Origin of the sequence: Rhodococcus sp. USK10 (assembly GCF_019378875.1) — a bacterium.
Lineage (GTDB): Bacteria > Actinomycetota > Actinomycetes > Mycobacteriales > Mycobacteriaceae > Rhodococcus_F > Rhodococcus_F pseudokoreensis.
Genome location: NZ_CP076048.1, coordinates 321,444 through 335,894 on the forward strand (window position 1 = coordinate 321,444; position 14,451 = coordinate 335,894).

Annotated in this window: 13 protein-coding genes; 7 read left to right on the forward strand and 6 right to left on the reverse strand. The window is 66.9% G+C overall.

The window, feature by feature from the left end; all coding sequences use genetic code 11:
* Window positions 1–17: 17 nt before the first annotated feature.
* The 3 genes from I1A62_RS08355 to I1A62_RS08365 form a co-directional block, all read right to left on the reverse strand.
* Window positions 18–407 (reverse strand): hypothetical protein, encoded by a 390-nt coding sequence (locus I1A62_RS08355; RefSeq protein ID WP_219458480.1) that lies wholly within the window; start codon window positions 405–407, stop codon window positions 18–20.
* Window positions 408–540: 133 nt separating this feature from the next.
* The gene (locus tag I1A62_RS08360) at window positions 541–3,573 is read right to left on the reverse strand and encodes a serine/threonine-protein kinase (protein ID WP_219461113.1); all 3,033 of its coding nucleotides are present in this window, start codon (window positions 3,571–3,573) and stop codon (window positions 541–543) included.
* A 252-nt stretch (window positions 3,574–3,825) separates the two neighbouring features.
* On the reverse strand, window positions 3,826–5,229 hold the full coding sequence (locus I1A62_RS08365; RefSeq protein WP_219458481.1) for a sensor domain-containing diguanylate cyclase: 1,404 nt from the start codon (window positions 5,227–5,229) through the stop codon (window positions 3,826–3,828).
* Window positions 5,230–5,417: 188 nt separating this feature from the next.
* Between I1A62_RS08365 and I1A62_RS08370 the strand changes: the two genes are divergently transcribed.
* Both I1A62_RS08370 and I1A62_RS08375 read left to right on the forward strand, forming a co-directional pair.
* Window positions 5,418–5,900 (forward strand): hypothetical protein, encoded by a 483-nt coding sequence (locus I1A62_RS08370; RefSeq protein WP_192581970.1) that lies wholly within the window; start codon window positions 5,418–5,420, stop codon window positions 5,898–5,900.
* 79 nt (window positions 5,901–5,979) lie between these two features.
* A complete protein-coding gene (locus tag I1A62_RS08375; protein ID WP_219458482.1) occupies window positions 5,980–6,192 on the forward strand; it encodes a molybdopterin-binding protein in 213 nt (70 codons plus the stop codon).
* Window positions 6,193–6,234: 42 nt separating this feature from the next.
* On the opposite strand, the gene I1A62_RS08380 is transcribed toward I1A62_RS08375, so the two are convergent.
* On the reverse strand, window positions 6,235–7,512 hold the full coding sequence (locus I1A62_RS08380; protein WP_219458483.1) for a sensor histidine kinase: 1,278 nt from the start codon (window positions 7,510–7,512) through the stop codon (window positions 6,235–6,237).
* Window positions 7,513–7,758: 246 nt separating this feature from the next.
* Between I1A62_RS08380 and I1A62_RS08385 the strand changes: the two genes are divergently transcribed.
* A complete protein-coding gene (locus tag I1A62_RS08385; protein ID WP_124393725.1) occupies window positions 7,759–8,673 on the forward strand; it encodes a hypothetical protein in 915 nt (304 codons plus the stop codon).
* 129 nt (window positions 8,674–8,802) lie between these two features.
* Window positions 8,803–9,120, forward strand: coding sequence for a hypothetical protein (locus I1A62_RS08390; protein WP_124393724.1), 318 nt, complete (start codon window positions 8,803–8,805; stop codon window positions 9,118–9,120).
* A gap of 33 nt (window positions 9,121–9,153) precedes the next feature.
* Here I1A62_RS08390 and I1A62_RS08395 read toward each other — a convergent pair whose 3' ends face one another.
* Window positions 9,154–10,068 carry an exodeoxyribonuclease III gene (locus tag I1A62_RS08395; protein ID WP_219458484.1) on the reverse strand — a complete coding sequence of 305 codons (915 nt, stop codon included), beginning with the start codon at window positions 10,066–10,068 and terminating at the stop codon, window positions 9,154–9,156.
* Window positions 10,069–10,225: 157 nt separating this feature from the next.
* On the opposite strand from I1A62_RS08395, the gene I1A62_RS08400 reads away from it, so the two are divergent.
* The 3 genes from I1A62_RS08400 to I1A62_RS08410 all read left to right on the forward strand — a co-directional run bounded on the left by I1A62_RS08400 (window position 10,226) and on the right by I1A62_RS08410 (window position 13,884).
* Complete coding sequence (locus I1A62_RS08400; protein WP_124393722.1) at window positions 10,226–11,785, forward strand: LVIVD repeat-containing protein; 1,560 nt, start codon at window positions 10,226–10,228, stop codon at window positions 11,783–11,785.
* On the forward strand, window positions 11,775–12,425 hold the full coding sequence (locus I1A62_RS08405; protein ID WP_124393721.1) for a DUF305 domain-containing protein: 651 nt from the start codon (window positions 11,775–11,777) through the stop codon (window positions 12,423–12,425). Before I1A62_RS08400 ends, I1A62_RS08405 begins: the two co-directional genes overlap by 11 nt.
* 268 nt (window positions 12,426–12,693) lie before the next feature.
* Window positions 12,694–13,884, forward strand: a complete 1,191-nt coding sequence (locus I1A62_RS08410) for an acyl-CoA dehydrogenase family protein (RefSeq protein WP_219458485.1) — start codon at window positions 12,694–12,696, stop codon at window positions 13,882–13,884.
* Window positions 13,885–14,024: 140 nt separating this feature from the next.
* On the opposite strand, the gene I1A62_RS08415 is transcribed toward I1A62_RS08410, so the two are convergent.
* Window positions 14,025–14,354 (reverse strand): VOC family protein, encoded by a 330-nt coding sequence (locus I1A62_RS08415; protein ID WP_124393719.1) that lies wholly within the window; start codon window positions 14,352–14,354, stop codon window positions 14,025–14,027.
* Between the last annotated feature and the right edge of the window lie 97 nt (window positions 14,355–14,451).

A 14,451-nucleotide genomic window follows, 5' to 3' on the forward strand; every position in this document is an offset into this window, starting at 1 on the left:
TTTCGCACGCACCGCCATCAGGCATGAATGCCGGCGCGGTCGAGTTGAGAGACTCGTTGCGGGCTCAGGTCGAGGATGACACCGATGTCACGCACCGAGAGACCCGATCGGCGCAGATGCGCCACCGCCGCCCGCGAGGCCCGCGCTGCGCATTCCTGCGCGTGGGCGGCGGACTCGACCTGCCAGTGGGCGGCGCGGGCCTCCATGAGCGCGGCCGAATCTCCGATTTCGTAGTCGAGTTCCACCTCGACGTCCTCGGCCCGAACACCCCGGACAAGATGCACGGCCTCCGCCACGATCGCGCACACCTGATCGAGCCGCCGCACCTGGGTGAGCGCGCCTTCGACTCCCGGAACCTCCACCACCCACGATCCGCCGCGACGGGTGGCCGTCGCCGTCACCTTCATCACGAACCTCCCGGCCCGTATCCCGTGTGAAAAATCGCCTCCTGACCACAAGTCTAGTCCCCCTCTACTGCGCACAACGACACGGACAGAAGACATTCAGAGTGCGCACATGCCGGACGACAACTCGTCACCTTCACCAGAAATCAAGTGCCTGCGCGGTCGCCGTGGACTCGGCGTGAGTGGGCCGCAGTGCACCGCCGATCGCGTAGACGGTGTGCCCGACCGTCGCGACGGACATCCCGTGAGCGCCGGTGGGCATCGGCGGCAACGTCGACCAGGTCGCCGAAGCGACGTCGTAGGCCTCGACCGTCGAGAGCACCCGGGTCGGCTGTTCACCGCCGACCGCGACGATGCGGCCGTCGATGAACGCCGCCCCGAGCCCACCGCGAGGGGTCGGCATGCTGGGCAGCGTCGCCCAGGTCCCCGCAGCCGGATCGAACCGTTCGACCGCGGCCGTGTTCTGATCCGACGCCAGATCGCGCCCGCCGATCGCGTAGAAGTACGTCCCGTCCGACACGCCGGCCAGATGCTCCCGCGACGTCGGAATGTCCGCGACGGTCGTCCATTTCGTTCCGTCGAACACCTCTGCCGACGCCACCAGTTCGCCGTCCGCCTGTCCCCCGGCGACGACGATCTCGTTGCCCACCACGGCTGCGGCACCGGCCGCCCGCGGCACGTTCAGCGGGGGCAGGTCCACCCAGTTGCCGTCCCGCAGCGCGAGCACCCGGTCCGACGTCTTCCCGGTGAGATTCGGCCCTTCCGGCACCCAGCCTCCGAGGACCACCAACTCGCCGCCGTATTCGACGGCCATCGCATGATTGAGCGGGATCGGAAGATCGGGGCCTGCCTTCCAGGTGTCGATGGCCGGGTCGTTGCCCTCGACCTTCGGGGTCGATCCCACGTTGTCGAGTCCGCCGAACACCCAGATCGTCCCGTCCGCGACAGCAGTCGCGGTCTGCTGGCGGGCGATCGGCGCGTCCCTCAGCGGGCGCCACGCCGGTGCCCATTGGGTCTTGCGTGGCGCGACCTGCAGCGCCTCGGAAACCGCTGTCGACTCGGCATGCGTGGGTTTGATGCCGCCGCCGACCGCGTACACCGTGTTGCCGACCGCGCCGACCGCCATCCCGTGCCGCGGCGTGCGCAGAGCAGGCAATTGCGACCACGTCCCTGCAACCACGTCGTAGGCCTCGACCGTGGACAGCACCCGGGTCGGTTCTTCACCGCCGACCGCGACGATGCGGCCGTCGATGAACGTCGCCCCGAGCCCACCGCGAGGGGTGGGCATGCCGGGCAGCGTCGCCCACGTCCCCGCAACCGGATCGAAGCGTTCGACCGCGGCCGTGTTCTGATCCGACGCCAGGTCCCGCCCGCCGATCGCGTAGAAGTACGTCCCGTCCGACACCCCGGCCAAATGCTCCCGTGGCGTCGGGATGTTCGGGACCGTCGTCCACTTCGTTCCGTCGAACACCTCTGTCGGCGCCACCAGTGCGCCGTCGGCCTGTCCGCCGGCAACTACGATCTTGTCGCCCACCACGGCCGCGGCACCGGCGGCCCGCGGGACGTTGAGCGCGGGCAGGTCGACCCATCGTCCGTCGCGCATGGCCATCACCCGAGCGGAGGCGACGGCTGTCAGGTTCTGTCCTTTCGCTTGCCATCCGCCGATGACTACGGGCTCGTCGTTGTAGGTGACGGCCATTGCATGATTGAGCGGGACGGGGAGGTCGGGGCCGGCCTTCCAGGTGTCGATGGCCGGGTCGTAGCCTTCCTGCCGGGCGGACACACCGTTGTCGTCCAACCCTCCGAAGACCCAGATGGTCCCGTCCGCGACCGTCGTCGCCGTCTGCTGGCGGGCCACCCGGGCGTCGGCGACCGGTCGCCACGCCGCAGTCGGGTCGACGGCTGGGGGCTCGCTCGCCTCCTGGGCGGTCGGTCCCGCGGTACCGGGTCCCGATGCCTCCCGGTACACGAGGTAACCGCCACCTGCCAGCACCAGCGTCACCACCAGAGCGAGCGCGATCAGGATCCCGCGCCGCCGGGTGGGCGCCGGCCCACTGCTACCCGGCACTCCGGGCGGCGGCCACGGAGACGGACCCGTCGGCGGCCAGAACGGGCCCGAGGGGTGCGACTCCGGCTGGATCTGCTCGGTCGGTGCGAAGAATCGGCGCTGACCGTCCGAATCGTCGAACCGGATCTGACGGTAGCCACCGGTATCCGCCGCAGACGGGTGCGACTCGGCCGGCTGGGCGAGCTCCAGCGGTGCCAGCGCCATCGCGTCCGAACGCAACCCGATATGTCGCTGGGCGGCTTGTAGTTCGTGTCCGAACTCTTCGGCGGAGGCCGGCCGAGCGAACGGATTCGATGCCATCGCCCTCTCGATGACGGCGCACACACCGTCCGGGATGCCTTGAGCGCGCAGGTCCGGCACCGTTTGGGTGCTGATCCTCACGAATTGCGCGACGAGTTCCTCGCCGGTCTTCCGCTCGAACGCCGCCCGCCCCGCGATCAGCGAAAAGATCGTGGCGCCCAGACCGTAGACGTCCGAACGCGCGGTCGGCGATTCGCCGTTGAGGACTTCCGGCGCGGTGAACGCCAGTGACCCGGTGAACCCGCCGGTGGCGGTTTCGTAACCGCCGGCGATGTGCGCAATGCCGAAGTCGGTCAGCTGCGGTTCGCCGTAGTCGGTGAGCAGGACGTTCGCGGGTTTGATGTCGCGGTGCAAGGTGCCGGTCCGGTGCGCCGTCTCCAGTGCACCCGCCAGCTTCACTCCGATGCTGATCGCCTCCGGCCAGGGCAGCGGACCTTCTCGGCGTATCTGCACCGCCAGCGAATCGCGGGGGTGGTAGTGCATGACGATGTACGGGCGACCGGTCTCGGTCACGCCGACCTGCAGAATGTTGACGATGTTCGGGTGGCCGGAAAGCCCGCCCATCGCGTAGCCCTCCCGCAGGAAGCGCTCGCGGTTCTCGAAGTCCAGGTCCGACGTCAGGACCTTGATTGCGACGATTCGACCGAGCGAGCGCTGCAGGCAGCGGTACACGACACCGAACCCGCCCCTGCCGACCTCCTCGGCGTCGGCGAACCCGGCAGCGTCCAACTCCGCCACGATCCCGTGGCCGACTGCGCGGATCGACGCCGCCTGGGTCGCGTCCGGGTCGAATTCTGCCATCGAGCGCCTCAGTTCCATCCGACATCCACGCCGGCGCGCACACCAGCCGCCGAGGACGCGAATATCTTTCTCCCACAAGGGCGAAACGCGGAATTCTCTCGTCGAATGTCGATGAGAACCGCCTTGTCAGCAAGTATTCGACGCGTCGCGAAGCGCGTCAAGATGACAATTTCCCCACCCCAGGGTGCCTATCGGTGGCCACGATTTCGTGTCGCGTCGGCAACACCGCACAGATCGGGGTCTGACGCCACCCTAGAAGGTGTCGTCGTAGAGCGCGTACCCACCCGCTCCCGCTGCCTTTGCACGATACATCGCCGAGTCCGCCCGCCGGACGAGCTCTTCACGGGTGCACTCCGGATCGGACAGCGCGACACCGATACTGGCACTGATCGGCCACTCGAGTGACCGCGCCCGGTTCAGGTCTGCGAAGCTACCGGCGATCCGGGCGGCAATCGCGACCGCCTCCGCCGCGCCCGCGACGTGCTCACAGACAACCACGAATTCGTCACCACCGAGGCGGGCAACCGTATCGCCCGGGCGCACCGCCGACCGCAGATGCCGGGCGAGCACGATCAGAGCGTCGTCGCCGACCGCGTGACCGAGGCTGTCGTTGACAGTCTTGAAGTCGTCCAGATCCACCAGCAACAGCGCCACGCGCGGGCCGCCACGCGGCACCGCGTCCAGGGCCTCGTCGAGCCGGCGGCGAACCAAGGTGCGGTTCGGCAATCCCGTCAGCGGGTCGTGCAAGCTCTGGTGCACCAACGCAGCCTCGGCCTCGATCCGGCGGATCGCCGCAGAGAGCACAGCGGTCACCGAGCGCAGAAAGTTCAGGTCACGGTCGGTGTATTCGCGGGGACGCAGACTGTGCGCCGTCAACACACCCCACACCGCGTCTGAGCCGATCGGAACGCACACCCCGCTCTCCAGCCCGCGCCCACTCATCCCCACCGTGGAGAACCGGGTTTCGTGGACCCGATCGGTGCACACGACCACCGACCCGTTGGCGGCGGCGTACCCGGGCTGTGATCCCGGCCCCGGGGAGAACGTCTTCGGACCGGGCTCGGGTCCGCGATAGGCGAGCACGGTGAGTTCGTCGTCGGCCACCCGCGCGATCGACGAACAGTGCACACCCATCAGCGCGGCCGCCGCCCCAGCCGCCGCCGTGAGCAGTTCGTCGAGGTCTCCGCCGACGGCGAGTTGGCTCAGGTCTGCGATCGCCTGCTGCTCCCGGGCCCGGTATGCAGACTCTCCCAGTGCGCGTTGCAGCCGTTGCTCGTCGCCTTCGGCGCCGCGGCGATTCTGAGCAATCGACCCGATCACCGACGGCCCGGTCTCGGTGTATTCGAGCACGAAGGTCGAAATCAGCATCGGAATCGGCTCGCCCGTGACGAAATGGCGAAATTCCGTCAAGCCGGTCCACTCGCCCCGGTCGGCCAGAGCCGACTCCACGTCACGCGCCTGCACGAGACCGACGTCGGTGAAAAGCTCCGCCGTCGTCCGCGAGTACGCATGCACGGCATCACCGAATCCGAGGACGCCGACACCCGCGGGATTGACATACACGATCCGACCGGACACGAATTCGGACACGAACACCAACGCCGGACTGTGTTCGAGGACAGCGAGCAGCATCCGCGAATCCGGCAGCGACTCCATGGACACTCCCTCCGCAGCGAACCTTCCGTCCCGCACCCGCCTCGACCTCCATCCACAATAGGCGTCCCCGGAAGTGACACCTCGAGCGTCGTCACGCCATTGTGCCGCGCCTGCCGTCTCGAGCAACGTCCCACGCACGCGGGCGTGGGACGTTGATTCCGCCTCGATGTAGGTGCACCATCGTGGGCATGCGCAGAGCGCGTTGGCCGGCATTCGCGCCGCCGACAGCCAGTGGGACCGCAGTGCACGGTCCCACCATTCTCGCGTCCGGAACTCACCTCACCCTCGATCTCCTCGGAATTGTCGCGTTCTCGTCGGGAATCCACGTCCGTCTCGCGTTGACCGCCACGGGGCGCACCGCCGAGCGTGCACACCACGAGACACGGGTGCTGTCCGATCCTGCGGATCCCGACACCCAGTGGTCGTATCTGTCGGTGCTGCTGCAGTTGGGGTCTGTCGTGGGCGTTGCCGACCCCTATCTTCCACGGTCCGGCTCACCCCGGAAGTGGGGTGGGGTGCCCGCCTACCGCACGGAGCCGAACTACTGGCTCGGCACGTGTACGCGCCCGCACGACATCATGATCTCGGCGGGGTGGCCGGAGATCGGCCTGGGGCCGACCTGTCTGACTGCGCTCCTGGAACCCAGTCCGTCGACCGTCACATCCGACTGACTCGCGAAGTTCAACCTCACCCATTCCGGAGTGGTTCCGGCTAGCGTCGAAACCACAGGCCCCGAGACGGAGGTTCACGATGCGTTTGTCCACCCGGAACCAGCTCACCGGAACGATCAGCGAGGTGACCCTCGGCAGTGTGATGGCGACCGTGAAGGTGCGTCTCGACGGAGGCGAGCAGGTCGTCACCGCGTCCATCACGAAGGAGGCGGTCGAGGAACTCGGACTGCAGGCCGGCGTGACTGCAACGGTGCTCGTGAAGTCCACCGAGGTGATGCTCGGCGTCGACTGACCGACGGCCCCTGGTCCGGTTCCCGCCGGCGTCGACTCGCTGTTAGAACGCCGAGATCGTGAGGGACTCGGACGCGGTCACGACCTCGAACGGCATCTCGATGCGGGCATCCGTCCCGGAGCGTGGTCCGGGACGGATGGAGAAGCTCCCCCCGGCCGCGACGACACGGAGTTCGTGCGACGTCAGTCCGATGTGCCCTCGGCTGAGACTGCGGTCTATCGCCTCACGGGAGATACCGCACCCGTCGTCGGTGACGTCGAGGACCGCATGCTTACCCGTCCGCGACAGCTCGACCCGGACGGTGCGAGCTTTCGCGTGCTTGACCACGTTGCTCAGCAATTCACGTGCCGCGCTGAACAGCACGTCATCGGCCGACGTGCGCAAGTCGTCGTCCCATTCCACCGTCTGGAGATCCACGTCGAATCCGCCACGCGCCTGGGCGGACCTGACGATGTCGCCGAGAGCGCGGGCAAGTCCGACGCGATCGAGCACCGTGGGATGAAGTTCCGAGACGGTGGCCCTCAGCAGCGACGCGGACTCGGTGAGTGCGTGGGTGATGCGGTCGACGGCCTCCGGATCGGCGCCGCCGGTGAGGTCGTCGAGATCCATCTTCGCGGCCAGCACGAATTGCAGCGCCCCGTCGTGGAGTTGCTCGGACAGTGCCCGTCGTTCGCGCTGTTCGAGGCCCATCAACTCGGCGAGCAGGGCGGTGCGGTCGTGGACGAGGTGACCGATGGTGAGCACCCTGGATCGTTGAATTCTGCTGAGCACGACTGCGCCCGCCGAGAGAATGGATAGTGCCATCGTGCTGAGCAGGATGGACGACCACGGTTCCTCGTTCGACGCCATCGTGGCCCAACTGGCGGCGAGGAACACCAGCACCGTCGGCACGACCACAGCGGCGCACACACCCGGGCGAAGCTGAGTGCAGGCCAGTAACGGGATCACGAACAGTCCGTTGGTCAAGATGTCTGCGGTCCAACTCTGTTGCGCCGCAATACCGGTCAACAGGGTGAGGCTACCGATGACCGCAAGGTCCACGAACAGGGCGAGCCACATCGCGTTCACCGGGCCCGGACCTCCTCGACGGGTCCACAGCGCGAGCCCGACGGTCCAGAATGCGTAGCCGATCAGGATCGCCAGGCACACATTCGCATCGTTCATGGGCGGGACGAACAGCAGTGTCAGCGCAATGAAGAGCGCGAGCAGACCACGCAGTCCGAGTTGGAGGTGCGCGCCGCGATACGCGTGTTCGAGGACGATGCGTTCGAGATCCGGGCTGCCGCCGAGATCCGCGGGTAATACCGATGACTCAGCCATGGAACGGCCTCCTCGGCCGGGCGACTCCGACAGGAAGATCCGGGCACATCAACTGCTGGACCTGCGACAATGCCCCAAAATTCTAGCACCGCCGAGTTTACGAACCGCAGGATCGGCAGACCACGTCCGCTCGCCCACCACCAGCGGTGTTCGGGGCCGATCCGTCGATGCGACGCGACACCCTGGTATTCATGGGAACATCTCAGGCGTTCGGTCCCGCGGACCGAACAGAAAGGGGTCTGACGCATGACCAGGATTCGACGGCGGTCGGCGGTGGCTCTGGCCTCGATCGCCGGTGCCACGTTTCCCCTTCTCGCTGCCTGCACCCAGGATGCGTCGTCGACCGACGGCACGGAATCGGCTGCACCGAGCGCTTCCAGCGAGCAACCGACAGCCGAACCGGCGATCAATGGGGTCGATGCAAATCAGTACGCGTCGAGCGATCCGACCGGCGACGCATACGGCTTCGTCACGCCGTCGGGAAAATGGCTGTGCGCGATCATTCCTGCGATGAAGCTCGCCGGATGCACGTCGCATCCCACCGCGGGTCCTCTGGGAGTCCCGGGCACCCCGCAGATCGCGTCGCCGGACGGCGGCGCGCCGGCCGAGGCCAACCTCATCGCGGTCGAGGCGGGGAAGGAGCCGAACTTCCAGAACTGGAACCAGGCGCTCTTTCCCGGCAACGCCAACGTCCTCCCCTATGACACCACCCTCGCGATCGACGGATTCAGTTGCAATGTGCAGTTCTCGGGAGTCTCGTGCCGGGAGGATGCGACGGACAAGGGCTTCACCGTCGCCACCAGCGGGTACAAATTCGAGTTCACACCGCTGCCGATGAGCATTCCCAGCGCGGGCCCACCGCCGATCGCACCCACCGCCGCGCCCCTCCCCCAGCAGGCCCACGGATCGAATCAGTGTGGCCCCGTTACCTACCCGGAGACCGGAAAGCCCGCGACGGTGGTCATCGTGAAGGGGACACTCCGCTGCGACGAGGCGCACACGATGCTCACGAAATACTTCACCGGACGCGATAAGAGCGAACCGGAGTACAGCTTCGACGGGTGGGAATGCCGCCTCGCCGGAGACCCGGAATCGGCTCAGATCGGCTACACGATCAACTGCACCGACGACAACGGAAACACCGTCGTCGCACAACCGTAGAAAGCCTGTGCGCGCCCATCGCCGATGAGCCGATAGTCCGTGCGGTTGCGGAAGCAACAATCGGTGCGGTCGGGGGGCAGGCCGATGAAGTCCCAGCGGGACTCGGCACCCGATGTCTACGCTGACGCCATGCACCCACCGAATGACCAGGCCGGTACCTGGGAAGGTTCGTGGCTCGCGGCGATGACGGTGATCAAGAGCGCTCAGCGGGTGTTCACACCGGAGAACCGCCCACCCTCCGAGCTCATCCCGCTCGTCGAACCCCTGAGTCGGCTGGGCGATGCGCTGCGTGCAACACCGCCCGACCCCGAGGAGTCGCGTCGTCGCGCGGCCGACCTGGTCGCCGATCGAGACCTGATCACCTGGGCTTGTCGGCCGGACCAGCCCAGCGAAATCCGGAAATTCGGGTTCACCTTGGCCTTCCTGTCCATGAAGCTGACCACCTGACCTCGATCCCGCCTACGCGGCAACCCGAACAGCTCAGAAGTCGTAATCGACGACGACCGGCGCGTGATCGCTCATCCGGCGATCCGCCGCCGGGTCCCGGTCGGTGCCGGCTGTGACCGCAGCCCGCGCCAGTTGCGGCGTCGCGAGGTGGTAGTCGATGCGCCAGCCGACGTCGTTCACGAACGACTGTCCCAGCCACGACCACCACGAGTACGGACCGTCGACCTCCGGATGGTGTCGCCGGACGACGTCGACGAGGGTGCGCGGCGACACGATGGAGGCGAACCACTCGCGCTCCTCCGGCAGATAACCCTCGGCCTGATTGCTGCGCCGCCAGTTCCGTACGTCGTATCGGGTGTGCGCAATGTTGAGGTCACCCATCAACAGCAGTTCCCTGCCCCGTGCGCGAGCCGTTCGGCGCGAGCGGGTCAGCTGGCGCGCAAACGCGGACAGAAAACGCATCTTGCGGTCGTAGCGGGCGCCCCCGTCGGGTGCCTCCCGCATCCGCCCGGGCTTCTGGAGATGGGCGGGCAGTCCGCCCTTCGGCAGGTACATCGAGACGACGGTGATCGGCGACTCGGCGAGGTCGACCTCGATGTACCGGCCATGGTTCGCGAACTCCCCCAGCCCCCGAGCCAACGGCTCCGGATCCAGTTCGACTCTCTCGATGTGCGTTTCACCCGGTGCCTGCACCAGCGCCGTACCGCTCCACGTCCGGACCGCGACGGGCGGGCGCCGAGTGAGGATCGCGACACCGTTGCGGCCGGCGAACTCGCCCTCGTCGTACGCGAGGTGATATCGGCCGAACACACCCGGCGGGATGGCGGCGGCACGAGCGCGGACCTCCTGCAGCGCGACGACGTCAGGTTCACGCTCGCCGAGCCACTCCTCGAAGCCACGCCGCTGGGCCGCGCGGATCCCGTTGACATTGAAGGTCGCAGTTCGCACGGGTCACAGTGTAGGGATCCGTCCCACCCCGCCCGCCCTCCGGCGGGGTGGTCGCCCGCCCCCACGCGGGTTTCGCGGAGTTGGCGGATTTGTGTGTGAACTCGAGTACGGATTGCTAGCGTTCGCGTAGTCGGGTCCACGGCGGGGGGAGTTCGTGATGCGGATCGCCAGAATGCGGCGAGGTGTGGCTACCTCCGCCCTTGCCGTGTCGGTCGTTCTCGGAATCGCGACCAGCCCCGCGCCCGCGGTCGCGTCGGCCGAGACGTTCTTCTTCAACGACGTCGGATCGACGGCCGTTCCGCGGGCGGACTGCGGTCCCGGTTCGCTGCCGGAGACGGGTATGCAGGGCGACGTTCCGGCCGAAGACCGCGACAGCGGACGAAGCACTCAGGGTTATCGGTGCAACATGTCGCTGATCGGGGGGCTGCAGGATCGCGGGGGTGGCCTGCTGTCGGTGACCTATGACCACTGCTCCTACACCAGCACGTTCTTCCCCGGGAACCTGCTCGACCCCGACACGCCCGGCGTGCAGGTGCTCGACGTGTCGGACCCCGCCCAGCCGGTGCTGTCCGCCACCCTGAACGAACCCGCGATGCTGGGCGGCACCTGGGAGAGTCTGAAGGTCAACAAGGCACGCAAGTTGCTCGCAGCCACCGCGGTCCCGGCCGCTCTGGGCACGGGCTACTTCTCCGTCTACGACATATCCGACTGCGCCCACCCTCGATTGCTCAACCGAGGTGCCGGAACCGACGTCACCATGCCGCTGCCGTTCATCTCGCACGAGGGCGGGTTCTCCCCCGACGGCAACACCTACTGGGTGTCCGGCCCCGCCCCGGGATTCCTCACCGCGATCGACATCAGAAACCCGGCCGAGCCACGGATCACCTGGCAGGGACTGCACGGACTCGGCGGGCACGGTTTCGGCATCACCCCCGACGGGAACCGGATGTACCTGTCCAACCTCGGGGGGATCACCGTCCTCGACATCAGCGCGGTGCAACGCGGCGACCCGTATCCCACCGTGCCGCAACTCGCCACCTATCTGTGGACCGACGGGTTTTTCAATCAGCACAGCATTCCGGTCACGTACGGGGGGAAGCCCTACATCTTCACCGTCGACGAAACCGGTGGCGGTGGGATCAAGGTCTTCGACGTCGCCGACCCGGCGCACGCCGACATCGTGCAGAGGATCAAGCTCGAGATCCAGCTTCCCGCCAACGCCGCCGCGAACCTTCGGTCCTCGCAAGGCGGCTCGGTCTTCTCCTACGATCCGCACTACTGCGTGGTCGACCGCCCCACGGACCCGACCGCGCTCGCGTGTTCCTGGGAGTCGTCCGGGATCCGCGTGTTCGACATCCGCGACCTGGACGGCATCCGGGAGATCGCCTACTACAACCCGCCGGCGCAGACCGGCAAGAATCTCCAGTTGACCAATTCACCACACGCGCTGTCCTCCCTGATCGGTGTGTCGCTCTTCGATTTCGTTCCGCTCGCCCGCGCGGTCTTCGAGGGCAAGACGGATCCGCGGGTCGCGTTCGGTCCACGCGCGGGAATGGTGGCGTTCGGCGACCTGTCTGCGGATTGGTGCTTCTCGCCGCCGGAATTCCATGGCAACCAGATCTGGACTTCATGCAGCGACAACGGTTTCATGGCGCTCCAGTTGGACGACTCCGTCTATCGAGCACCGGCGAATCAGGCTTCGACCTATGGGCAGTGACACTCGGCGGTCGCCGTTCCGTCGTCCCCTCGTCCTGTTGCTGTGCGCCGTGCTGCTCGGTGCCGGGGTCGCGGCCGGAATGTCGCTGCAGTCGGCGCGTGGTACCGGCGCCGTCGGGGTTCAGTTATCTCCCGCGGACGTCGGTTTCGCACAGGACATGTCGGTGCACCACGAGCAGGCGGTGCTGATCGCCCAGACACTGCCGCAGGACGTCGACCCGCAGGTCCGGGTCATCGCCGACCAGATCGTCGTCGCGCAGACTTCCGAGATTGCGACGATGCGGGGCTGGCTCAACCTCTTCGACGAATCCTTCACCACAGCGCATCCGATGCAGTGGATGCACGGTTCCGATCACATCATGAATGAACAGGGCAGCGCACCCATGCCGGGAATGGCGAGCACCAGCGAGATCACCCGGCTCGCCGGCCTGCACGGACCAGACGCCGAGGCACTCTTTCTGCAACTCATGATCCGGCACCACCAGGGAGGCGTCGACATGGCTGAGGCCGCCATCCACGCGGTCGCCTCGGAACCGATCCGCCGCGTCGCACGCGGGATGATCCGCGACCAGAGCAACGAGATCGCTGTGATGACAGCACTACTCGGCACCAGAGACGCGAATCCACTCCCCCACCCCTAGTCCAATCCACTCGATCGTGGTGGCAGGTCGGCGGACGACTGTCGAGAGGTAGGGCCGGTTTCCCCAGCCCCCGGTGGTACCTCCTGCCGAATCGACTTTATTCAGTGTTTTGTACGGCCACATTCCCTCACAAGCAGCAGTCATGTCAATCGCAGTCCCCTCAGCTGCGCGATATTGCTTGCAGCAGAGGGAATGACAGCATTGCCGATTGGGTCTAGATTTGGCCGCACAAATTGTTGTAGCCTTGTGCAAAACCGAAGGAGCCTTCATGACGCATCGGCCGTCGCAGCCGCGTACCGATTCACCGCGGTATCTCACCGAGGACCGCCTGGCGATCCGCGACCTGGCACGCGAGTTCGCAATGACGCAGGTGCTGCCGGTCGCGAACGAGTTGGATCCGGTGCAGGGCACCATCCCGGACACGTTGAAGAAGGCGATGGCCGAGGTCGGGTTCTTCGGGATCATGATCCCCGAGGAGCACGGCGGTCTCGGCCTCGGCGTGTTCGAATACTGCCTGGTCGCGGAGGAGTTGTCGCGGGCGTGGATGAGCGTGTCCGGACTGCTGGCCCGCGGCAACGGGATGGGCGGCGGGTTCACCCCGGAGCAGGAGGCGGCGTTGCTGCTGAAGGTGGCGCGCGGGGAGTATCTGGGCGCGTACGCGTTGTCGGAGGCCGAGGCCGGCTCGGACGTCGCGAACATTTCCTGCCGCGCGACCCGCGACGGCGACGACTGGGTGATCAGCGGCACGAAGATGTGGTGCACCTACGCCGACGAGGCGGACTACCTGGTGCTGTTCGCGCGCACCGATCCGGCCAAGGTTCCGGCGAAGCCGCACCGCGGGATCAGTGCGTTTCTGATCGACAAGCAGCGCGGCGGGTTCCCCGAAGGGATCAGCGGGACGAAGATCCGCAAGATCGGGTACTTCGGGTGGAGCACGTGGGAGCTCTCGTTCGACGGCTTTCGGGTGCCCGCGTCCGCGATGCTCGGCGAGGAGGGCAAGGGTTTCTACCTGGCGGTGTCCGGTCTCGAGGTGGGGCGGGCGCATACCGCGGCCCGGGCGATCGGTCTGGCTCGGGGTGCGTTGGAGGATTCGATCGCGTACCTGCGCACCCGCCGTCAGTTCGGGCACGAGTTGGCGGATTTTCAGCATTTGCGGTTCAAGATCGCGACGATGGCCGCCGATATCGAGGCGGCGCGGCAGTTGATGTATTCGGTGGCCACCGATATCGATACCGGTCGGCGGTGTTCGTTGGAGGCGTCGATGTGCAAGCTGGTGGCGACGGAGATGGCCGAGCGGGTGACCAGTGAGGCGGTGCAGATCCACGGTGGTGCGGGGTACACCACCGATTTCCAGGTGGAGCGGCACTGGCGCGATGCCCGGTTGACGAAGATCTTCGAGGGCACCAGCGAGATCCAGATGCGGATCATCTCCGACGAACTCCTGGGTGCCGCAAGGTAATTGTCTGGATTCATTGCCCGCATCGAAGTCGGTTGACCCACCGTCGCGTCCACCGGCCACTTCGGGCGTCGCACGTGATAGAAAGCGGACAAGGGCCGGGACCCGCCGAACATGGCAGCGGGTCCCGGCCGCACCGAGGTCTACTTGCCGCGAAGACCGATCGGGTTGCCGTCGGCATCGGCAAGCACGCATACCCGCGCCTCCGGCGCGACCTGGCGCGGGGCACTGCGCTCGGTCGCACCTGCCGCGAGCAGGGTCGCGCGGGCCGCATCGAGATCCTCGACATCGGCGAAGGCCACCGGTCCCCCGCCCTCTTCGCCTGGGTTCAAGGCGACCTCGAAGCCGTCGACGTTGTATCCGACGTAGTAGGGCTGGTCGGTGTGCGGTTCGCCGAGCAGCGCGGTGTAGACGGCCTTCGCGGCGTCCAGGTCGGACACCGGAATCACCAGGCTGCGAATCGTGGCACTCATACTTGTCTCCTCAGGGTCCGGCGGCCGCGTCGGCGACCGCTCGGTGTCCACGCTAAGGGCAGTCCTAGGACCGGCGCTTCTTTATTCCTGATCGGTC